The organism is Nocardioides thalensis (assembly GCF_013410655.1).
GTDB classification, from domain to species: Bacteria; Actinomycetota; Actinomycetes; order Propionibacteriales; family Nocardioidaceae; genus Nocardioides; species Nocardioides thalensis.
Genome location: NZ_JACCFP010000001.1, coordinates 420,066 through 439,513, shown reverse-complemented (window position 1 = coordinate 439,513; position 19,448 = coordinate 420,066). Strand labels below are relative to the sequence as shown.

The window sequence follows — 19,448 nt, the reverse complement described above, 5'->3', positions numbered from 1 at the left end:
TCACCCTGCCAGCCTCACCGTCGTGGTGGTGCCCCAGATCGCCATCGAGAGGAAGAGGTCGATCACGTTGACCGCCACGATGCTCGTCCGGACGGCTCGGCCCACGGCCGTGCCGACGCCCGCCGGGCCGCCGGACGCCGTGTAGCCGTGGTAGCAGTGGATCAGGATCACGGTCACGGAGAACACCAAGACCTTGCCGAACGACCACAACACGTCGCCGGGTGGCAGGAACTGCCAGAAGTAGTGGTCGTAGGTGCCCGCTGACTGCCCGAAGAACGTGAGCACCACGAGTCTGCTCGCGAGGTACGACGAGAGCAGCGCAACGACGTACAGCGGGATGATCGCGATCAGCCCGCCGACGACCCGGGTGGCGACGAGGAACGGCATCGACGGGATCGCCATGACCTCCAGCGCGTCGACCTCCTCGGAGATCCGCATCGCGCCGAGCTGGGCCGTGAACCCGCAGCCGACGGTGGCCGCGAGCGCGATGCCGGCCACGAGGGGCGCGATCTCGCGGGTGTTGAAGTAGGCCGACACGAACCCGGCGAACGCCGAGGTGCCGAGCTGGTCGAGGGCGGCGTAGCCGGAGAGGCCGACCTGGGCGCCGGTGAAGAACGTCATGCCGAGGATGACGCCGACGGTGCCGCCGATGACCGCGAGGGCACCGGTGCCGAGGGTGATCTCCGCGAGCAGCCGCAGGATCTCCTTGGGGTAGTGCGTCACCGAGCGCGGGATCGCGCGGACCACGCCGATGTAGAACGAGAGCTCCTCGCCGAGGGTGTCGAGACCCTTCAGCGGCTTCTCGTAGATCGCCTTCACGTTCGCCATCGCACTCACCCTGTCTTCGCTGGGACGAGCTCGACGTAGATCGTGCTGAGCACGAAGTTGACGACGAACAGGAGCAGGAACGTGATGACGACGGACTCGTTGACCGCGTCGCCGACGCCCTTCGGGCCGCCCTTGGCGTTCATGCCCTTGTAGGACGCCACGATCGCGGCGATGAGACCGAACACGAGCGCCTTGATCAGGCCGATCCAGACGTCGGAGAGCTGCGCGAGGGCGGTGAAGCTGGCCAGGTAGGCACCGGGTGTGCCGTCCTGGAGGACGACGTTGAACGCGTAGCCGCCGGCCACGCCGATGACGCTCACCATGCCGTTGAGGAAGACGGCGACGAGCATGCAGGCGAGCACGCGGGGCACGACCAGGCGCTGGATCGGGTCGATGCCGAGCACCATCATCGCGTCGAGCTCTTCGCGGATCTTGCGCGCGCCGAGGTCGGCGGCGATGGCCGAGCCGCCGGCACCGGCGATCAGCAGGGCGGTGCCGATCGGCGCCGCCTGCTGGATGACGGCCAGCACGGAGGCGGAGCCGGTGAACGACTGCGCGCCGAACTGCTTGATCAGGCCGCCCACCTGGAGGGCGATGACCGCACCGAACGGGATCGCGACGAGAGCCGTCGGGATGATCGTGACCGATGCGATGAACCAGGCCTGCTGGAGGAACTCGCGCAGCTGGAAGGGTCGCCTGAAGAGTCCCCGTGCCACGTCGAGACCGAAGGCGAACAGCGTGCCGGCGGTCCCGACGGGGGCGAGGAGCCGCGCCGCCGTCGAGGACATGGGGGTCGTTACCTCACGCCTGCTGGCTACCGCTCGCGTGCTCCGCGTCCTTGGTGAACGAGCCCGGAGGCGGCGTCACACCATTGAGGCGGCACCACTCGCCCGGCGGCCGCTGGGCACGGCGCGGGATGCCGTTGGAGGGCTCGAGCTGGAGCGGGATCGGCGGGATGGGCGGCAGGTCGAGGTCCTTCTCGGCCGCGAGCTGGTCGGCGTCCTTCTCCTCGGACATGCCGATCGGGCCGATCGTCTGCGCGTTGAGGAACTGGCGCACGACCGGGGTGTCGGACGAGAGCAGCATCTCGCGCGGGCCGTACATGGCGAGGTGCTTGTGGTAGAGCAGGCCGATCTGGTCGGGCACGATCCGGACCGAGTGGATGTCGTGCGTGACGATCAGGAAGGTCGCGTCGATCTGCGCGTTGAGGTCGACGAAGAGCTGGTTGATGAACGACGTGCGCACCGGGTCGAGGCCGGAGTCGGGCTCGTCGATCAGGAGGATCTCGGGGTCGAGGACCAGCGCGCGGGCGAGGCCGGCCCGCTTGCGCATACCGCCGGAGATCTCGCCCGGGAGCTTCATCTCCGCGCCGAGCAGACCGACCAGGTCCATCTTCTCCATGACGATGTCGCGGATCTCGGACTCGCTCTTGCGGGTGTGCTCGCGCAGCGGGAAGGCGACGTTGTCGTAGAGGTTCATCGAGCCGAACATCGCGCCGTCCTGGAACAGCACGCCGAAGAGCTTGCGGACCTCGTAGAGGTCCTTCTCCGAGCAGGAGGCGATGTCGGTGCCCTCGATCATGATCGAGCCCTCGTCGGGCTTGATCAGGCCGATCAGGGCCTTGAGGAAGACCGACTTGCCGGTGCCGGACGGGCCGAGCATGACCGAGATCTCCCCAGCGGGAAGGGTCAGCGTCACGCCCTTCCAGATCAGCTGCTTGCCGAACTGCTTCGTCAGGTTGGTCACCGCTACGTCGACGCCCATATGAACTCCCTCGTTGCTGCCCAGCGCCGTGCTGACCCTCGTGGCCAGGACCCATGGACAGCGGCCGGTGGTTAGGCGGCGCGTCCACGTCGTCATTGGTCAGTCACTGCTAAGTCACTGCGCAGTAACAACGCTCACGCCGAGGGCAGGTTACGTGGAAACCGTGTCACGCGTCACCCGGGCGCCGAGGAACGAGACCACATCGTTTCCTCGGGAAACCCCTTCGTCCGCAAACGTGTCGAGGGCGGACCCCCTCACGGGAGCCCGCCCTCGGACGGTCGGGCTGCGGTACGGCGTACCGCAGCCGTTCAGGTCACTTGACCGTGACGGTGGCGCCGGCGGCCTCGAGGGCCTCCTTCGCCTTGTCAGCGGCCTCCTTGGTGGCCTTCTCGAGGATCGGCTTCGGGGCACCCTCGACGAGGTCCTTGGCCTCCTTCAGACCGAGGGAGGTCAGGGCGCGCACCTCCTTGATGACGTTGATCTTCTTGTCACCAGCGGCCTCGAGGATGACGTCGAACTCGTCCTGGTCGGCAGCGGCGGCGGCGTCGCCACCGGCAGCGCCACCGGCGGCCGGGGCAGCGGCAACGGCAACCGGAGCAGCGGCGGTGACGCCGAAGGTCTCCTCGAACTGCTTCACGAACTCGGACAGCTCGATCAGCGTCATCTCCTTGAACGCGTCGAGCAGCTCGTCGGTGCTGAGCTTCGCCATGATGGCTTCCTTTCTTGGTGACCGGTCCGTGGTCGTCGTAGGGCCGGTCGGGTTTCAGGTGGTGTGGTCCGGGGCCGCTCAGGCCTCGGTGGTGTCGCCTTCGGAGGCGGCCTCAGCGGCGACCGGCTCAGCGGTCTCCTCTGCGGCGGGAGCCTCGTCAGCGGGTGCCTCGTCGGCGGCGGGCTCGGCCGCTGCCTCCGGGGCCTCCTCGGCGGCGACCGGCGTACCGGCACCACCCGCGAGGATCGAGGGGTCCTCCTGCGCCTTCGCCTCCAGGGCGCCGGCGAGCCGGGCGGCCTGGGCGAGCGGGGCGTTGAGGAGGTAGACGGCCTGGCTCAGCGAGGCGAGCATCGCGCCCGCCAGCTTGCCGAGGAGCACCTCGCGCGACTCGAGGTCCGCCAGCTTGGCGATCTCGGCCGGCTCGAGCGCCTTGCCGTCCAGAACTCCACCCTTGATGACCAGGGTGGGGTTGGCCTTGGCAAAGTCACGCAGACCCTTCGCCGCCTCGACGACGTCGCCCTTGATGAAGGCGATCGCGGTCGGGCCGGTGAGCAGGTCGTCGAAGCCGTCGATCCCCGCCTCCTTGGCGGCGATCTTGGCCAGCGTGTTCTTGACCACGGCGTAGTTGGCGTTCGCACCGAGGGAGCGGCGAAGGTCCTGCAGCTCCTTGACGGTGAGACCGCGGTACTCGGTCAGCACAGCGCCAGCGGACTCGCTGAAGGACTCAGCGATCTCCGCGACGGCGGCCTGCTTGTCTGCCCGCGCCATGGGTCTCCTTCTCTCATCTTCGAAGAGACCCCGGCCGTTTCGGGCCCGAGACGACGAACGCCCCGAGCGCAGGCGCTCAGGGCGTGGACCGGCGTACCGGTGCTTGCTCTGTCCCCTGCGCTGGCCGTCCGCGTCTGCGGCGCCTTCGGTCGGTCTGCGTGAGCAGCCGACGACCGGCGGTCTCTGGTTTCAGGAAGAACTGTAGGACCCGGGCGCGCCGGGGCCAAATCGTCAGCGGTCGCGGGCGAGCACGAAGAGGTAGGGCTGCGGGTGGGTGCGCAGGTCCATCAGGCCGAGCAGGGTGTCGTCGTCGACGCGGCGGAAGAAGTCGATGATCGGCAGGTGGTCGTAGACCATCGCCGCGGTCACCACCCCGCGCTTCTCGACGGCCCGCAGCCGCGCCCGCGGCCGGCGGGTCCGCAGTGCGGGGCGCAGCAGGTCGACGGCGAACCGGGCCCGGGCCACGGCCGCGGGAGGGATCCGGCCGGCGAGGCCCATCGGCACCCGGCGCGGGTCGACGGAGACGACCTCGCCCGACGCGGTCGAGAACAGGAGCGGGTGGACCGACTCCTCGTCGTCGAACCGCTTGCCGTACCAGCCCGTCGCCTCGAGGAGTCCGTCCATCGGGTGGCCGGTGCGCAGCTCGCGCCCGCGCCAGGTGCCGCGGATGTCGGAGGGCGCGACGGCGGGCAGGTCGTCGTAGAGGGCCAGCGCGTCCGCGAGCGAGCAGGCCGGCTCGAGCGCCGCGAGGCGGTCGCGTGTCGTCGTGGCGGTCACGACGTACCACCCACCGGCTCGACGGCGGGGCCGCCGGGCAGCCGCAGCGCGGCCGGCGCGGTGGCGGGCACGACCGGACGGCGCGGCGGCACCGGTGCGACGGGGCGGTACGCCGTACCGGGCTCGGGCCGCGGGTCGGGCTCGCCCTTGTTGGGCCAGAAGGCCATCGCTCGCTCGGCCTGGGCGGTAATGGTGAGCGACGGGTTGACGCCGAGGTTGGCCGTGATGGCGCTGCCGTCGGCGACGTGGAGGCCGGGGTAGCCGTGCACCCGCTGGTAGGGGTCGACGACCCCGTCGCGCGGCGTCTCGCCGATCGTGCAGCCGCCGATGTAGTGCGCGGTGGCGGGGATGTTGAACGCGTCGGTGACGACCCCGCCGGCGACGCCGTCCACCTTCTTCTCCCAGCGGCGGGCGATGTCGTGGGCGAGGGGGATCCAGGACGGGTTGGGCTCCCCCGACCCCTGCTTGGTCACCAGCCGGCCCCGCTTGAGGTAGGAGGTCAGCGAGTTGTCCAGCGACTGCATCACCAGCAGGATCACGGACTTCTCCGACGCCCGGCGCGGGTTCTGCGTGCGGAGGAAGCGCAGCGGATGGAGCAGGCACGTGAGGAGCAGTCGGAGCGCGCGGAACGCGCCGCCGTCGACCATCGGCACGGTCTGGAGGAACATCGCGTTGTGGCCCTTGCCGTAGCCCACCACCTCGACGTGGGTCTCCGGCTCCGGGTGGATCGACGAGCTGATCGCGACCCCCTGGGAGAGGTCGTAGCGGTCCTTGGCGGTGACGCCGATGATCGCCTCGGAGTTGCTGCGGGTGAGCTCGCCGATCCGCGGCGAGAGCGCCGGCAGGGTGCCATCCTCGCGCATCCGGTGGAGGAGCTTCTGGGTGCCGAGCGCGGCGGCGGCGAGGACCACCTGCTGGGCGGTGAAGGTACGGCGCCGCTTGCGGAGCCAGCCGTCGGACCGCTCGGTCTCGACGACGTAACCGCCGCGGCCGTCGGGGGCGACCGACGTCACGGTGGTCAGCTCGTGCACCTCGGCCCCGTTGCGCTCGGCGAGGTAGAGGTAGTTGGTCGTCGTGGTGTTCTTGGCGTTGTGCTTGCAGCCGGTCATGCACTCCGAGCAGTGGATGCAGCCGCGCCGGCGCGGGCCCGCGCCGCCGAAGTAGGGGTCGTCGACCTCGACGCCCTCGTTTCCCTCGTTGAAGAACACGCCCACGTCGGTGCGGTGGAACGTGTCGGCGACGCCGAGGTCGGTGGCGATCGACAGCAGCACCTCGTCCTTGGGCCCGATCCGCGGGTTGGTCTCGACGCCCAGCATCCGCTTGGCCTGGTCGTAGTAGGGCGCGAGCTCGGCGCGCCAGTTGGTGATGTGCGCCCAGGCGCGATCGGTGTAGAACGCCGGAAGCGGCTCGTAGAGCGTGTTGCCGTAGATCAGGGACCCGCCGCCCACCCCGGAGCCGCTGAACACCAGGCACTTGCCGAGCACGCTGATCCGCTGCGGTCCGGTCATCCCGAGCCGCGGCGCCCAGATCGACTTCCGCAGGTTCCAGTTCGTCCTCGGCAGGTCGCCGGCCTCCCAGCGCCGCCCCGCCTCGAGCACGCCCACGGCGTACCCCTTCTCGGTCAGGCGGAGCGCGGCGACGCTGCCGCCGAACCCGGAGCCGACGACCAGCACGTCGTAGTCGTAGTCGTCTCGGGCCATGAGGGCACCACCTCGCATCGGAAGGTCGGACAAACCGTCACTGCATACGGTTTCCAGGTTCGGCCATCCCGGTCTCCTTCGTCAAGGGCTGATCACGCACCGGCAGGCGCGCTCGATTGACCCTGTTTACCGTCACGCCGTACGTTTGCGAGGTGTCCAGCCGTCCCCGCCGCACCCAGGCAGAGCGCCGTACGGCGACGCGCGGCCGGATCCTCGACTGCACGGCCGACTGCCTGCTGGAGCGCGGCTACACCGCGACGACCGTGTCGGAGGTCCAGCAGCGCTCGGGCCTGGCGCGGGGCACCATCCAGCACCACTTCCCCACGCGCGCGCAGCTGATCGTCGGGGCGATGTCGCACCTGGTGGACACGCGGATCAGCCGGTTCCGCGAGGAGGCCGCGCTGATCGCGCCCGGCCCCGGCCGGATGCAGGCGGTCGTCGACCTGGCCTGGCGCGACCTCTCCAGCCCGATCTTCTTCGCCGCGCTCGAGCTCTGGGTCGCCGCGCGCACCGACGCCGAGCTGCGGGCGACGCTGGTGCCGGAGCAGGACCGGCTGTTCGCCGCGATGCGCGAGCTGTACGCCGAGACGCTCGGTGAGCCCTACACCTCCGACCCCCGCGTGGAGACGCTCGTGGAGTTCACCGTCGACCTGCTGACCGGCCTGTCCCTGGCGACGATGCTGTCCTCGAGCGCCGGCAGCCGCGAGGCCGTGCTCCGCCGCTGGAAGCGGGCGCTCGCCGTGCTCGCGGGCGTGCTGCCGGCCGACGAGCTGCTCGGCGGCCGGTCGCTGAGCGAGCTCCTGCCGCCCGGTGGCACGATGACCCCGTGACGAAGACCGCCCTGACGTCCCTCTCCGCCGACCAGCTCGCCGAGCGCCTCACCGACCTCCGGGCCGACTACACGTGGCTGAAGGAGCAGGAGCTCAAGCTCGACCTCACCCGCGGCAAGCCGGGCGCCGACCAGCTCGACCTGTCCGAGGCGCTGCTGCGGCTCCCGACCGGCCACAGCAACCGGACGGGCACCGACGTGCGCAACTACGGCGGCCTGGAGGGGCTCCCGGAGATGCGCGAGATCTTCGCCGACCTGCTCGGGATCGACCCCGGCCAGGTGGTCGCGGGCGGCAACTCGAGCCTGTCGATGATGTACCAGGTCGTCACCTGGATGCTGCTCAAGGGCGGCCCCGACTCCCCGCGCCCCTGGTCGCAGGAGGAGACGGTCAAGTTCGTGTGCCCGGTCCCTGGCTACGACCGGCACTTCACGATGCTCGCCGAGCTGGGCATCGAGATGGTGACCGTCGACATGCACGCCGACGGGCCCGACGTCGCCCAGGTGAAGGCGCTCGTCGCCGACGACCCGTCGGTCAAGGGCATGTGGATCGTCCCGACGTACGCCAACCCGACGGGAGCGGTGTGCTCCACCGAGGTGGCCGCCGAGCTGATGGCGATGCCGACCGCGGCGCCGGACTTCCGCATCCTCTGGGACAACGCGTACGCCGTGCACCACCTCACCGACCAGGAGACCAAGAGCGCCGACGCCCTCGGCCTCGCCGCGGTCTCCGGCAACCCCAACCGGCCGATCATGTTCGCCTCGACGTCCAAGATCACGTTCGCCGGCGCCGGCGTCGCCGCGCTCGCCGCGTCCGCGGAGAACAAGGCGTGGTACCTCCAGCGCCTCAATTTCGCCGCGATCGGCCCCGACAAGGTCAACCAGCTGCGCCACGTGGAGTTCTTCGGCGACGCCGACGGGGTGCGGGCGCACATGCAGAAGCACCGCGCCCTGATCGCACCGAAGTTCGCCGCGGTCGACCAGGCGCTGTCGTCGCGGCTCACCGGCCTCGACATCGCCACATGGAGCAAGCCGACGGGCGGCTACTTCGTCGACCTCGATGTGCTCGACGGCACCGCGTCGCGGGTGGTCGAGCTCGCGAAGGAGGCCGGCATCGCGCTGACGCCCGCCGGCTCGGCGTTCCCGCACGGCAACGACCCGCGCGACCGCAACATCCGCCTCGCGCCGACGTTCCCCACGCTGGCCGAGGTCGAGACCGCGATGGCCGGGGTGGCGGTCTGCGTCGAGCTCGCCGCCGTCGAAAAGCTCGCCTCCTCCTGAGGCCACAACGCAGCGGCGCCCGCCACCCTCACGGGTGGCGGGCGCCGCTTGCGTCAGCCGTGGATCAGGCGCTGATCAGGCCTCGTCCTCGACCGCGACGTTCTTGGTGCGGTTGGGGTCGACCTGGACGCCGGGGCCCATGGTCGTGGAGACGGTGATCTTCTTGATGTAGCGGCCCTTGGAGCTGGCGGGCTTGAGCCGCAGCACCTCCTCGAGCGCGGAGGCGTAGTTCTCCGCGAGCGCGGTCTCGGTGAAGGACGCCTTGCCGATGATGAAGTGCAGGTTGGCGTGCCGGTCGACCCGGAACTCGATCTTGCCGCCCTTGATGTCGGTGACGGCCTTCGCCGGGTCGGGCGTGACCGTGCCGGTCTTCGGGTTCGGCATGAGGCCGCGGGGGCCGAGCACGCGGCCGAGGCGGCCGACCTTGCCCATCATGTCGGGGGTCGCGACGACCGCGTCGAAGTCGGTCCAGCCGCCGTTGACCTTCTCGATGAGCTCGTCGCCACCGACGTGGTCGGCGCCGGCCTCGCGGGCGGCCTCGGCCTTGTCGGCGTTGGCGAACACGAGGACGCGGGCCGTCTTGCCGGTGCCGTGGGGCAGGTTGACGGTGCCGCGCACCATCTGGTCCGCCTTGCGCGGGTCGACACCCAGGCGCATCACGACGTCGACGGTCTCGTCGAACTTCTTCTTGCTGCCGTTCTTCGCGATCTTGATCGCGGCCAGCGGGGCGTAGAGCTCGTTCTTGTCGAACTGCTCAGCGGCCGCGCGGTAGGTCTTGCTGCGCTGCATGTCAGTTCCCCTCCGTCGTGACGCCCATGGAGCGGGCGGTGCCCTCGACGATCTTCATCGCCGCGTCGATGTCGTTGGCGTTGAGGTCGGGGAGCTTGGTCTGGGCGATCTCGCGCACCTGGTCCTTGGTCAGCTTGCCGACCTTCTCCTTGTGCGGGACGCCCGAGCCCTTCTTGAGACCGGCGGCCTTCTTGATCAGCTCGGCGGCCGGCGGGGTCTTGGTGATGAAGTCGAAGCTGCGGTCCTCGTAGATGGTGATCTCGACGGGGATCACGTTGCCGCGCATGGACTCGGTCTGGGCGTTGTAGGCCTTGCAGAAGTCCATGATGTTGACGCCGTGCGGACCGAGCGCCGTACCGACCGGCGGCGCCGGGGTGGCCGCGCCGGCCTGGAGCTGCACCTTGACGAGTGCAGCGACCTTCTTCTTGGGAGGCATGGGTTTCCTCTTCTCTTCTCGTGGTCATGACGAGGGCATGCCGGCCCTCTGCCACCGTCGCCCTGACGGGCAACCTGTCTATTGTGCGGAGATTTCGCTCGTACGGCGAATCCGCGGCGTGCCTCGACCTGGTCTCGAGCGAACCTGATCGGGTTTCGAGAGACGCCGCGGGCCTCAGACCTTCTGAACCTGATTGAAGGAAAGCTCGACCGGGGTCTCGCGGCCGAAGATCTCGACGAGCGCCTTGACGCGCTGGGCCTCGGCGTTGATCTCGGTGATCGTGGCGTGCAGCGTGGCGAACGGGCCGTCGACGACCATGACCGAGTCGCCCTCGCCGAAGTCGGCGACCTCGATCGGCTTCTTGGCGGCGGGCGCGGCCTTGCCGCCCTCGGCGGCGGTCTCGGTCTCCGCGGCGGCGGCGAGCACGCTGGCGGCGGGGGCGAGCATGTCCTCGACCTCGCTCATGCTCAGCGGCACGGGCTGGTGGCTGGGGCCGACGAAGCCGGTGACCGACGGCGTGTGGCGGACGGCGGACCAGGACTCGTCGGTCAGGTCCATCCGCACGAGCACGTAGCCGGCGTACTTGGTCTGGTTGACCAGCTTGCGCTGGCCGTTCTTGATGACCGCAACGTCCTCGGTGGGGACCACGATCTCGTGGATGTAGTCCTCCATGTTCAGCGAGTGAACACGGTTCTCGAGGTTCTGCTTGACCTTCTTCTCCATGCCGGAGTAGGTGTGCACGACGTACCAGTCGCCCGGCTTGGCCCACAGCTCGCGGCGGAACTCCTCGAGCGGGTCGAGCTCCTCAGCGGGCGCCTCGTCGACGGGCGCCTCGTCGACCGGTGCCTCGTCGACCGGTGCCTCGTCGACCGGTGCCTCGCCGGCGGTCGCCTCAGTGTCGACGGCCTCGGTCTCGGCCACGTCGTCCGCAGCCACCTCGACGTCGTCGGAGGCGACCTCGGCGGTCGGCTCGGTCTCGAGGGCACCCTCGGCGGTGACGTCCTCGACGGGCGCGTCGTACTGCTCCGACACTGCTGCTACTCCATCGCTTTGCTGGTAGGAACCGGAGTCCGCCGGGGCGGACCGACCGGGCGTCAGACCTCGGTCGCGCCGGTGAAGACCTCGAAGGCCAGCTTGCCCAGACCCAGGTCGAGCAGCGACACGATCGCGATCATCACGAGCACGAAGACCATCGTCACGAGGAAGTAGGTCCAGAGCTGCTCGCGGGTCGGGTAGACCACCTTGCGCAGCTCGGCGACGACCTGGCGGTAGAAGGTCACCGGACCGGTGCGCTTCTCGGGCGCCGGCTTGCGGTCACCGCTGACAGCGGGTGCCTCAGCCACGTCGTTCACCTCTTACTTCTCGTCGGTCTGTCTTGTCTCGCTGTGTTGTCTCGCAGGGCACGAGGGACTTGAACCCCCAACCTTCGGTTTTGGAGACCGATGCTCTGCCAGTTGAGCTAGTGCCCTCCGACAGCCTTCCCGGTCTCCACGTCCCCACCGGTCCGAGGACCTGCGCGAGGGCGCGACTCACCGTCAGGGAAAGCCACCAAGGCAGGAGTCTACGCACCCCGGGCCAAGCGGACCAAAGCCCGGTCCACCGCCGGGCCACCCTCGGGCATGGTGCGTCCCCCTACGATGAGCCGACCATGAGTGAACCGCGGTCGCTGGAGACCTTGCCCAAGGCCCACCTCCACCTGCACTTCACCGGGTCGATGCGCCACGGCACGCTCCTCGAGCTCGCCGAGCGCGACGGGATCTCGCTGCCCGACCAGCTCGTCAGCGAGTGGCCGCCCCAGCTGTCGGCGGCCGACGAGAAGGGCTGGTTCCGCTTCCAGCGGCTCTACGACGTGGCGCGGTCGGTGCTGCGCACCGAGGGCGACGTACGGCGGCTGGTGCTCGAGGCTGCCGAGGACGACGTGCGCGACGGGGGCCGCTGGCTGGAGATCCAGGTCGACCCGAGCGGCTACGGCGCCCGCTTCGGCGGGATCAGCGCGTTCACCGACCTGGTCCTCGACGCCGTGCGCGACGCCTCCGGGCGCACCGGTCTCGGCATGGCGGTCGTGATCGCCGCCAACCGCACCCGGCACCCGCTCGACGCGCGGACGCTCGCGCGGCTGGCGGCGCAGTACGTCGACCGCGGCGTCGTCGGCTTCGGGCTGTCCAACGACGAGCGGCGCGGGTCGACGGTGGAGTTCGAGCACGCGTTCGCGATCGCCGAGCGCGCCGGCCTGCTGCTGGCGCCGCACGGCGGCGAGCTGCGCGGGCCCGAGCACGTGCGGACGTGTCTCGACGCGCTGCACGCGCACCGGCTCGGCCACGGGGTGCGCTCGGCGGAGGACCCCGACCTGCTGAAGCGGATCGTCGACGAAGGCATCGCGCTCGAGGTGTGCCCGGTGTCCAACGTCGCCCTCGGCGTCTACTCCGACCTGACGTCGGTGCCGCTGCCGGCCCTGCTCGACGCGGGCGCGACCGTCGCGCTCGGCGCCGACGACCCGTTGCTGTTCGGCTCCCGCCTCAACGGCCAGTACGCCACGATGCGGGCCGCCCACGACCTGTCCGACGAGCAGCTCGCCGAGCTCGCTCGGATGTCGTTCCGCGCCAGTCGCGCGCCGGCCGACCTGGTGACGCGGGCGCTGGCGGACATCGACGCATGGCTGGGAGCGGATCGGGAAGGCTCCGGCTCGTGAGCCAGCAGCCGCCGTACGACCCCTACCAGCCGGGTCAGCCGCACCAGCCCGAGCAGCCCTACGCAGCGCCGCAGAACCCGGTCTACGGCTACGGCTACGGCGTCAACCACGGCGGCGCGACGACCTCGCTCGTGCTCGGCATCACCAGCATCGCGGTGGCCGTCATCGGCGGCTGCATGTGCCTGTTCCTCGGCTCACTGGCCGCGGTCATCGGTCCGTTCGGCATCTGGCAGGCGGTCAAGGCGCGGCGCGAGATCGACGCGGCGCCCGCGCAGTACGGGAACCGCGGCAACGCGGTCGGCGGGCTGGTCACGAGCATCATCGGCACCGTGCTCGGGGGCCTGGTGGTCGTGGCGTCGATCCTGGTGATCGCCTTCTACGGGTTCGTGTTCAGCGCCGCGACGATGGGCTGATCACAGCTCACAGCCGACGAGCACGGGCTCGTTGACGAGCTCGATGCCGTACGCCGCCCGCACGCCGTCGCGCACCTCGCGCGCGAGCGCGAGCAGCTCCTCGGTCGTGGCGCCGCCGCGGTTGGTGAGCGCCAGCGTGTGCTTGGTCGAGAGGCCGACCGGGCCGCGGTCGAGCCCGTAGCCCTTGCCGAACCCGGCGCGCTCGATCAACCAGGCGGCGCTGGTCTTCACCCGGCCGTCCGGCTGGGGGTACGCCGGCGCGCCCTCCGGGACGGCGTCGGGCTCGACGAACGGGTTGGTGAAGAACGAGCCGGCGCTCCAGGTGTCGTGGTCGCCGGCGTCGAGCACCATCCCCTTGCCGCCGCGCAGGCCGAGCACGGCCTCGCGCACCGCCGTCATCGGCGCCCGGCCACCGAGCTCCACGTCCAGCGTGCGCGCGAGCTCGGCGTACGCCACCGGCGCGCCGAGGGTGGCCTGCCGCATCAGGAACGTCACCTCGAGGACGACGTAGCGGCCGGGCTCCTGCTTGAACCGGCTGGTGCGGTAGCCGAAGCCGCAGTCCTCCGCGGCGAACGTGCGCTGGGCGCGGGCCTGCCGGTCCCAGGTGCGGACGCGGGCGATCGTCTGGGACACCTCCTGGCCGTAGGCGCCGACGTTCTGGATCGGGGTCGCGCCGACCAGGCCGGGGATGCCCGAGAGCGCCTCGATGCCGACCCAGCCCTTCTCGACCGCGAGGGCGACGAGGTCGTCCCAGCTCTCGCCCGCGGCGGCGGTGATCGTCACCGCGCCGAGGCAGGCGAGGTCGTCGGGGCTGTCGGCGTCGGCGCTGATGCCGCTGGTCGCCACCTCGACGACGGTGCCCGCGAAGCCCTCGTCGGCGACGACGAGGTTGCTGCCGCCGCCGAGCACGAGCAGCGGCTCACCCGCGTCGTCGGCCTCGGCGACGGCGGCGACCAGCTCCTGCTCGGTGGTCGCCCGGACCCAGCGACGGGCCGGCCCGCCGAGGCGGAGCGTCGTGTGGTCGGCCAGCAGCTCAGACACGCACGACCGCCGTGGGCGCCGCGAGCACCTTGGCGCCCTCGCAGGTCGCCGTGAGCGAGATCGTGGCGAGCCCGTCGGCGACGTCGACGACCTTCCCGGTCAGCTCGAGGCTCGTGCCCTCGTCGGGGACCACCACCATCCCGGCGAACCGGGCGCCGAGCTCGACGACCTCGGCGTCGCCGGTCCACTCGCGGACGGCGCGCGCGGCCAGCGCGAGGGTGAGCATGCCGTGCGCGATCACGCCGGGCAGGCCGACAGCGGCCGCGACCTCGGGGTCGAGGTGGATCGGGTTGGGGTCGCCGCTCGCGTCGGCGTAGGCCCGCAGGTCGGCGCGGGTGACGGGATAGCTCAGCGGCGCGAGCTCGGCGCCGGCCTCGAGCGCTGTCATGCCGCGTCCTCGACGTCGCGGTGGACGATGGTCGCGGTCGCCGTACAGACCAGGGCGCCGGTGTCGTCGGTGATCAGCGTCGTCGTCTTGTAGAAGTCGTTGGTGCGCACTCGGCGCACGCCGTCGACGGTCAGCACGGCTGACAAGGTGTCACCGACCCCGATCGACCGCTCGTAGACGAACTTCTCGTCGCCGTGGACGACCCGGCTGAGGTCGAGCCCCCCGGCGACCATGAACTCCGCCATCGCGTGGAAGGCCACCACGATGGGGAACGTCGGCGGGACCCGGTCGCCGGCCCAGCCGGTGGCGGCTGCGAAGTCGGCGACGGCCTCGCTGGTCACGGTGTACGGCGCCCGCGCCGCGAACTCGCGGCCCTCGAGCGACTCTGCGTCGGACGGGTCGGTCGGCATGGGGCAAGCGTAGGTGCCCGGGCCGCTGGGTAGGTTCGCGGGCATGTCGGTGCGGTCCCGGGTCCTGGTGGCCGCGCTGCTGCTCCTGCCGGTGCTCGCCGCGTGCTCGACCGACGAGTCCGACCACGGGCCGGGGACCGACCGCCCCTCGGGCTCGGGCACGGGCTCGGGCACGAAGACGGCCGGGTGCGGGCCGGTGGCATTCGACGAGGTCGCCGGCCGGCCGCCGTCGTACGTCGACGGCCCGATGAACGGCTTCCCCAACGACCACGCCGTCTGCGCAGCGGCGTGGCTACCGCGGACCGGCACGAAGTTCGTCCCGCAGGGACTCGTCGTCGAGGGCGGCACCGCGTGGGTGAGCGGCTACGACGGCGGCGGCGCGGTCGGGTCGCTCTACTGCCGCGTGCTGAAGGTCGACCTGGCGACCGGACGGAAGCTCGACGAGCGGGCGCCGGTCGGCGGGCAGATCGGGTTCCGCGACCCGGTGGACTGCCGCCACGGCGGCGGCCTGAGCCGCGACGAGCACGGGTTGTGGCTGGCCGAGAAGCGGCGGCTGTGGCTGCTGGACCCGCAGACCCTGGAGACGATCCGCGCGTGGGCGATCGTGCTTCCCGTGTGGGGCTCGTTCGTGGTGCATGACGACGCGGGCCGGATCGGGCTCGCCGGCTTCGCCGAGCACCGGCCCACCCGGATGCACTGGTTCGACGCCGACGACCTGCTGGCGCCCGGGGTGATCGAGGTGACCACCGGCCTGGCTGTCGGCGAGCAGCCGGTGCCGGCGCGGGGACAGGGTGCGTTCCACGCCGACCTGGGTCGCGGCCCGGCGAAGGTCTGGTTCGTCCGCTCGACCACGCGCTGCGGGATGCTCGACGGCGGCCCCCGCAGCCACCTCGGCTTCATCCCGGGCGCCGAGGGAGCGGCGGTCAGCGGGCGGTCGCTGTGGGTCGTGAGCGAGTCGACCAGTGCGCCGTACTTCCTCGACGGCGGGCGGCCGGTCGTGCCGGCCCTCGCCCGGTTCGACCTGCGCGGGATCGCGGAGTGGGAGCCGGCTCCCTGCGTTCCGTGACGCCGAGTCGGCTCATCTTCACGCCGGAAATGCAGCGAGTCGGCCCATCGTCACGCTCTGGGCGTGAAGATGAGCCGACTCGGCGAAAAGGTCAGCGGGTCTCGCGGTGCGCGGTGTGCGTCCGGCAGCGCGGGCAGAACTTCTTCAGCTCGAGCCGGTCGGGGTCGTTGCGCCGGTTCTTCTTGGTGATGTAGTTGCGCTCCTTGCAGTCCACGCACGCGAGCGTGATCTTGGGGCGAACGTCGGAGCTCTTGCTGGCCACGGGAAGTCCTTGTTTGTCTGACTGGTGTGTTGCTTCTGCGTCATCTGGCGTAGCGGGGGCGGGACTCGAACCCGCGACACCACGATTATGAGCCGTGTGCTCTAACCACCTGAGCTACCCCGCCAGGGGGTCCAGGCCCCTCCAGCTGGTGGTCAGTGGCGGCACCCGTGCTCCCAGAGCCCCTTTACGGAATCGAACCGTAGACCTTCTCCTTACCATGGAGACGCTCTGCCGACTGAGCTAAAGGGGCAACGACGGAGAACTATACGCACGCCCCGGCACCCGAGAAAAATCGGGGCGAGGGGCGGGTTCTCAGTCCTGGATCCGCGCGAAGGGGCGGGCCTCTTCCAGCTCGTAGGCGAGCTCGATCAGGGCTGCCTCCTGGCCCGGCGCGCCGCCGAACATCATCCCCTGCGGGAGCCCGTTGGCTGTGGTCGCGAGCGGCAGCGAGATGGCCGGCGCGCCGGTCACGTTCTGCCAGGGCGTGAAGGCCACCCAGTCCTGCAGGCGGTCGATGATCGTCTCGTAGTCCAGGGTCGGGTCGAGGTGGCCGACGCGCGGCGTCTCGGTCGCCAGCACCGGCGTGAGGCTGACGTCGTACTTGGCGTAGAGGTGCTCCGCCTGCCCCTCGGCGCGCTTGAGCCGCGCGATCGTGCCGGGGAGCCGGTGCGCGTTGCGCAGCGCGTGGCGGGCGAGCCCCAGGGTGAGGTTGTCGTGGCTGGCGCGACGCCAGCTGCGGCCGTGGACGAGCCGGCCGGGACCGAGCATCGCGAGCGAGAGCGAGCCCCAGTAGAGGACGAAGTCCTCGGCGAAGGACGGCTTCACCGGCACCTCGACCTCGACGACTGTGTGCCCGAGGTCCTCGAGCAGCCGGGCGGTCTCCTCGGTGAGCGCCGTCGTCTCCTTGTCGGCGCCGCGACCGACGCCGCTGGTGTTGAGGCCGACCCGGAGCCGCTTGCGGCCCGGGCGGGTGAGGTCGCCGATCGGCGGGAGGTGGAGCGGCCGGTAGATCTTCTCGGCCTCCCGGAGGAACGCGGCCGTGTCGCGCACGCTGCGGGTCAGCACGCCGTCGGAGACGATCTTGATCGGCATGTCGCGGAACTGCTTGTCCTGCGCGAGCCGGGCCCGGGTCGGCTTCAGCCCCACCAGCCCGTTGACCGACGCCGGGATCCGGATCGAGCCGCCGCCGTCGTTGGCGTGGGCGAGAGGTACGGCGCCCGCCGCCACCATCGCGGCGGAGCCGGAGCTGGACGCGCCTGCCGTGTGGTCGGTGTCCCACGGGCAGCGGACCGGTCCGAGCCGCGGGTGCTCGGCCGACGCGCTGAAGCCGTACTCGGACAGCTGCGCCTTGCCGAGCGTGATGAGCCCGGTGCCGAGGTACATCCGCGCGAAGTCGCCGTCGCGCTTGGCGGGGCGCGGGTCCCACGCGTCGGTGCCGTGCATGGTCGGCATGCCCGCGACGTCGACGTTGTCCTTGACGAAGGTCGGCACCCCGGAGAAGTAGCCGGGCCGGGGGTCGCGCGCCTCCGCGCGGGCCCGGTCGTAGGCCGGGAACGCCACCGGGTTGAGCGTCGCGGCCACCTTCTCCGTGCGGCTGATCGCGGCCTCGACCACCTCCGCCGCCGAGACCTTGCCGCCGTGGAGCGCCTCGACCAGCCCGACGGCGTCGAGGTCACCGAGGGCGTCGTCGCCGAACGCGTGCACCTTCTTCATGCGAGCACGTTAGCGACCGGCGCGGTGGCAGCCGGGAAGATGCGGGTCGAAGACGCCGATCGCCTGCATCAGGGCGAACATCGTGGTCGGCCCGACGAAGACGAAGCCGCGCTTCTTGAGGGCCTTCGACAGCGCCACCGACTCGGGCGAGGTGGTCGCGGTCGGCGGCGGCGGCTGCTCGGGCGCGAAGCCCAGGACGAGCTGCTCCAGACCCCCGTCTGCCCGCAGCGCCACGGTCGCCCGCGCGTTGATGATGGTCGCGTCGATCTTGCGGCGGTTGCGCACGATGCGGGCGTCGGCCATCAGCCGCTCGACGTCGGCGTCGTCGAAGGCCGCGATCGCGTCGGCGTCGAAACCGGCGAAGGCCTCGCGAAAGGCGGGCCGCTTGGCGAGGATCGTCGACCACGACAGCCCGGACTGGAACGCCTCGAGGGTGAGCCGCTCGAGGTAGGCGGACTCCCCCTCGACCGGGAGGCCCCACTCGTTGTCGTGGTAGTCGCGCATCGGCCCCGGGCCGCCGGCCCAGGGGCAGCGGGCGACGCCGTCGTCACCGATCGAGGGATTCATGGGGCCATCGTGGCCGAGCCCGCCGACAGGCGGGTACGCCGGCCCGCAGGCCTCAGCTCCGCGTCCGCAGTCGCGCGTTGGGCAGCGGCGGGGCCGGGATCCAGTCGAGGTCGCCCTCGGTCACCCCGAACCGGCCGTCGGTGCGGTCGGGCACCTGTGCCTGCCAGGCGTCGCGGTAGGCGACGACCTCCTCGTGGGTGCGCCCGACGAAGTTCCACCACATCACGATCGCCTCGCCGAACGGCGGCCCGCCGAGCACGAGGACCCGCGCACCCTCCGCGCCGGCCTCCAGCGCGAGGCGGTCGCCGCCGGGCGGGACGTAGGCGAGATCGTTCGCGGAGGCGTCGGTGCCCGCGACGCGCACCGAGCCGAGGTCGACGAGGACCCCGTGCTCGTACGTCGGGTCCACGTCGAGGTCGAGGACGGCACCCGGGTCGAGCACCATCTCTGCGCCGAGCAGCGGCGTGAACGTCGCGACCGGCGACGTACGGCCGAGCAGCGAGCCGAGGAACACCCGGCCCCGCCAGCCGTCGCCGGCGACCTCGTCGGGCGCGTAGTGCTCGAAGCCGGGCGCGGTGTCACGGGCCGCGTCGGGGAGGGCGACCCACAGCTGGGCGCCGTGGAGGACCGTCGTGTCGGCCGTCGAGACCTCGGAGTGGCTGATGCCGTGGCCGGCGGTCATCAGGTTGACCTCGCCCGGCAGCACCATCGCCCGGTTGCCGGCGCTGTCGCGATGCTCGATCTCGCCCTGGAACAGCCAGCTGACCGTCTGCAGCCCCGTGTGCGGGTGCGGCGCGACCGTCATCCCGCCGGACTCGCTGACCGGGTCGGGCCCGTAGTGGTCGAGGAAGCACCAGGCTCCGATCAGGGAGCGCTGGCGCTGCGGGAGGGTACGGCGGACGCTCATCGCCCGCGGTCCGCCGAGCGGTACCTCCCGCGGGGTCATGATCTCGACCGTCGTGGACTCGGCGCCGGTGCAGACCATCTCGTCCGGGCGCGCCTCCGGGTTGCTCACGCGAGG

23 protein-coding genes and 3 tRNA genes are annotated in these 19,448 nt (G+C 71.1%); 5 read left to right on the top strand and 21 right to left on the bottom strand.

Annotated elements, in window-relative coordinates; translation table 11 throughout:
* From HNR19_RS02120 to HNR19_RS02090, 7 genes are all read right to left on the bottom strand, one after another.
* Positions 1–828 (bottom strand): MlaE family ABC transporter permease, encoded by an 828-nt coding sequence (locus tag HNR19_RS02120; protein WP_179666334.1) that lies wholly within the window; start codon positions 826–828, stop codon positions 1–3.
* A 5-nt stretch (positions 829–833) separates the two neighbouring features.
* Complete coding sequence (locus HNR19_RS02115; protein WP_179666333.1) at positions 834–1,616, bottom strand: MlaE family ABC transporter permease; 783 nt, start codon at positions 1,614–1,616, stop codon at positions 834–836.
* A gap of 13 nt (positions 1,617–1,629) precedes the next feature.
* The gene (locus tag HNR19_RS02110) at positions 1,630–2,592 is read right to left on the bottom strand and encodes an ABC transporter ATP-binding protein (protein ID WP_179666332.1); all 963 of its coding nucleotides are present in this window, start codon (positions 2,590–2,592) and stop codon (positions 1,630–1,632) included.
* 313 nt (positions 2,593–2,905) lie between these two features.
* Entirely contained in the window at positions 2,906–3,301 is a 396-nt protein-coding gene (gene rplL / locus HNR19_RS02105; protein ID WP_179666331.1) for a 50S ribosomal protein L7/L12, read from the bottom strand.
* Positions 3,302–3,379: 78 nt separating this feature from the next.
* Positions 3,380–4,069 (bottom strand): 50S ribosomal protein L10, encoded by a 690-nt coding sequence (gene rplJ, locus HNR19_RS02100; protein ID WP_179666330.1) that lies wholly within the window; start codon positions 4,067–4,069, stop codon positions 3,380–3,382.
* A gap of 231 nt (positions 4,070–4,300) precedes the next feature.
* Positions 4,301–4,846, bottom strand: a complete 546-nt coding sequence (locus HNR19_RS02095) for a GXWXG domain-containing protein (RefSeq protein WP_179666329.1) — start codon at positions 4,844–4,846, stop codon at positions 4,301–4,303.
* Complete coding sequence (locus HNR19_RS02090) at positions 4,843–6,546, bottom strand: GMC family oxidoreductase (RefSeq protein WP_179666328.1); 1,704 nt, start codon at positions 6,544–6,546, stop codon at positions 4,843–4,845. Before HNR19_RS02090 ends, HNR19_RS02095 begins: the two co-directional genes overlap by 4 nt.
* 152 nt (positions 6,547–6,698) lie before the next feature.
* Here HNR19_RS02090 and HNR19_RS02085 point away from each other — a divergent pair, with 152 nt between their 5' ends.
* Both HNR19_RS02085 and HNR19_RS02080 read left to right on the top strand, forming a co-directional pair.
* Positions 6,699–7,376, top strand: a complete 678-nt coding sequence (locus tag HNR19_RS02085; protein ID WP_179666327.1) for a TetR family transcriptional regulator — start codon at positions 6,699–6,701, stop codon at positions 7,374–7,376.
* Entirely contained in the window at positions 7,373–8,653 is a 1,281-nt protein-coding gene (locus HNR19_RS02080; RefSeq protein ID WP_179666326.1) for an aspartate aminotransferase type Ic, read from the top strand. The genes HNR19_RS02085 and HNR19_RS02080 overlap by 4 nt, the downstream gene beginning before the upstream one ends.
* A gap of 75 nt (positions 8,654–8,728) precedes the next feature.
* On the opposite strand, the gene rplA is transcribed toward HNR19_RS02080, so the two are convergent.
* The 5 genes from rplA to HNR19_RS02055 all read right to left on the bottom strand — a co-directional run bounded on the left by rplA (position 8,729) and on the right by HNR19_RS02055 (position 11,347).
* On the bottom strand, positions 8,729–9,442 hold the full coding sequence (rplA, locus tag HNR19_RS02075) for a 50S ribosomal protein L1 (protein WP_179666325.1): 714 nt from the start codon (positions 9,440–9,442) through the stop codon (positions 8,729–8,731).
* A 1-nt stretch (position 9,443) separates the two neighbouring features.
* The gene (gene rplK, locus HNR19_RS02070) at positions 9,444–9,878 is read right to left on the bottom strand and encodes a 50S ribosomal protein L11 (RefSeq protein WP_179666324.1); all 435 of its coding nucleotides are present in this window, start codon (positions 9,876–9,878) and stop codon (positions 9,444–9,446) included.
* A 174-nt stretch (positions 9,879–10,052) separates the two neighbouring features.
* Entirely contained in the window at positions 10,053–10,910 is an 858-nt protein-coding gene (nusG, locus tag HNR19_RS02065; RefSeq protein ID WP_179666323.1) for a transcription termination/antitermination protein NusG, read from the bottom strand.
* 62 nt (positions 10,911–10,972) lie between these two features.
* Positions 10,973–11,221, bottom strand: coding sequence for a preprotein translocase subunit SecE (secE, locus tag HNR19_RS22275; RefSeq protein ID WP_343047009.1), 249 nt, complete (start codon positions 11,219–11,221; stop codon positions 10,973–10,975).
* Between the two features lie 53 nt (positions 11,222–11,274).
* Positions 11,275–11,347: transfer RNA gene (locus HNR19_RS02055), tRNA-Trp, on the bottom strand.
* A gap of 179 nt (positions 11,348–11,526) precedes the next feature.
* Here HNR19_RS02055 and HNR19_RS02050 point away from each other — a divergent pair.
* Positions 11,527–12,567: an adenosine deaminase gene (locus HNR19_RS02050; protein ID WP_179666321.1), complete on the top strand. Its 1,041-nt coding sequence runs from the start codon at positions 11,527–11,529 to the stop codon at positions 12,565–12,567.
* Positions 12,564–12,980: a DUF4190 domain-containing protein gene (locus HNR19_RS02045; protein WP_179666320.1), complete on the top strand. Its 417-nt coding sequence runs from the start codon at positions 12,564–12,566 to the stop codon at positions 12,978–12,980. The genes HNR19_RS02050 and HNR19_RS02045 overlap by 4 nt, the downstream gene beginning before the upstream one ends.
* On the opposite strand, the gene HNR19_RS02040 is transcribed toward HNR19_RS02045, so the two are convergent.
* From HNR19_RS02040 to HNR19_RS02030, 3 genes are read right to left on the bottom strand one after another with little or no spacing between them, the layout of a single operon-like run.
* Positions 12,981–14,021: a UDP-N-acetylmuramate dehydrogenase gene (locus HNR19_RS02040; RefSeq protein WP_179666319.1), complete on the bottom strand. Its 1,041-nt coding sequence runs from the start codon at positions 14,019–14,021 to the stop codon at positions 12,981–12,983. It lies immediately after the preceding gene.
* Positions 14,014–14,409: a MaoC/PaaZ C-terminal domain-containing protein gene (locus HNR19_RS02035; RefSeq protein ID WP_179666318.1), complete on the bottom strand. Its 396-nt coding sequence runs from the start codon at positions 14,407–14,409 to the stop codon at positions 14,014–14,016. The genes HNR19_RS02040 and HNR19_RS02035 overlap by 8 nt, the downstream gene beginning before the upstream one ends.
* Positions 14,406–14,819: an FAS1-like dehydratase domain-containing protein gene (locus tag HNR19_RS02030; protein WP_179666317.1), complete on the bottom strand. Its 414-nt coding sequence runs from the start codon at positions 14,817–14,819 to the stop codon at positions 14,406–14,408. Before HNR19_RS02030 ends, HNR19_RS02035 begins: the two co-directional genes overlap by 4 nt.
* 43 nt (positions 14,820–14,862) lie before the next feature.
* Here HNR19_RS02030 and HNR19_RS02025 point away from each other — a divergent pair, with 43 nt between their 5' ends.
* Positions 14,863–15,885, top strand: coding sequence for a hypothetical protein (locus HNR19_RS02025; RefSeq protein WP_179666316.1), 1,023 nt, complete (start codon positions 14,863–14,865; stop codon positions 15,883–15,885).
* Positions 15,886–15,976: 91 nt separating this feature from the next.
* Here HNR19_RS02025 and rpmG read toward each other — a convergent pair whose 3' ends face one another.
* From rpmG to HNR19_RS01995, 6 genes are all read right to left on the bottom strand, one after another.
* Positions 15,977–16,147, bottom strand: coding sequence for a 50S ribosomal protein L33 (gene rpmG / locus HNR19_RS22475; RefSeq protein WP_110206760.1), 171 nt, complete (start codon positions 16,145–16,147; stop codon positions 15,977–15,979).
* A gap of 50 nt (positions 16,148–16,197) precedes the next feature.
* Positions 16,198–16,271, bottom strand: a tRNA-Met gene (locus HNR19_RS02015).
* A 53-nt stretch (positions 16,272–16,324) separates the two neighbouring features.
* A tRNA-Thr gene (locus HNR19_RS02010) sits at positions 16,325–16,397 on the bottom strand.
* A 62-nt stretch (positions 16,398–16,459) separates the two neighbouring features.
* Positions 16,460–17,860, bottom strand: a complete 1,401-nt coding sequence (locus HNR19_RS02005; protein ID WP_179666315.1) for an amidase — start codon at positions 17,858–17,860, stop codon at positions 16,460–16,462.
* Positions 17,861–17,869: 9 nt separating this feature from the next.
* Positions 17,870–18,427 (bottom strand): DNA-3-methyladenine glycosylase I, encoded by a 558-nt coding sequence (locus HNR19_RS02000; protein WP_179666314.1) that lies wholly within the window; start codon positions 18,425–18,427, stop codon positions 17,870–17,872.
* A gap of 52 nt (positions 18,428–18,479) precedes the next feature.
* Positions 18,480–19,442, bottom strand: a complete 963-nt coding sequence (locus HNR19_RS01995; RefSeq protein WP_343047008.1) for a pirin family protein — start codon at positions 19,440–19,442, stop codon at positions 18,480–18,482.
* Positions 19,443–19,448 lie beyond the last annotated feature (6 nt).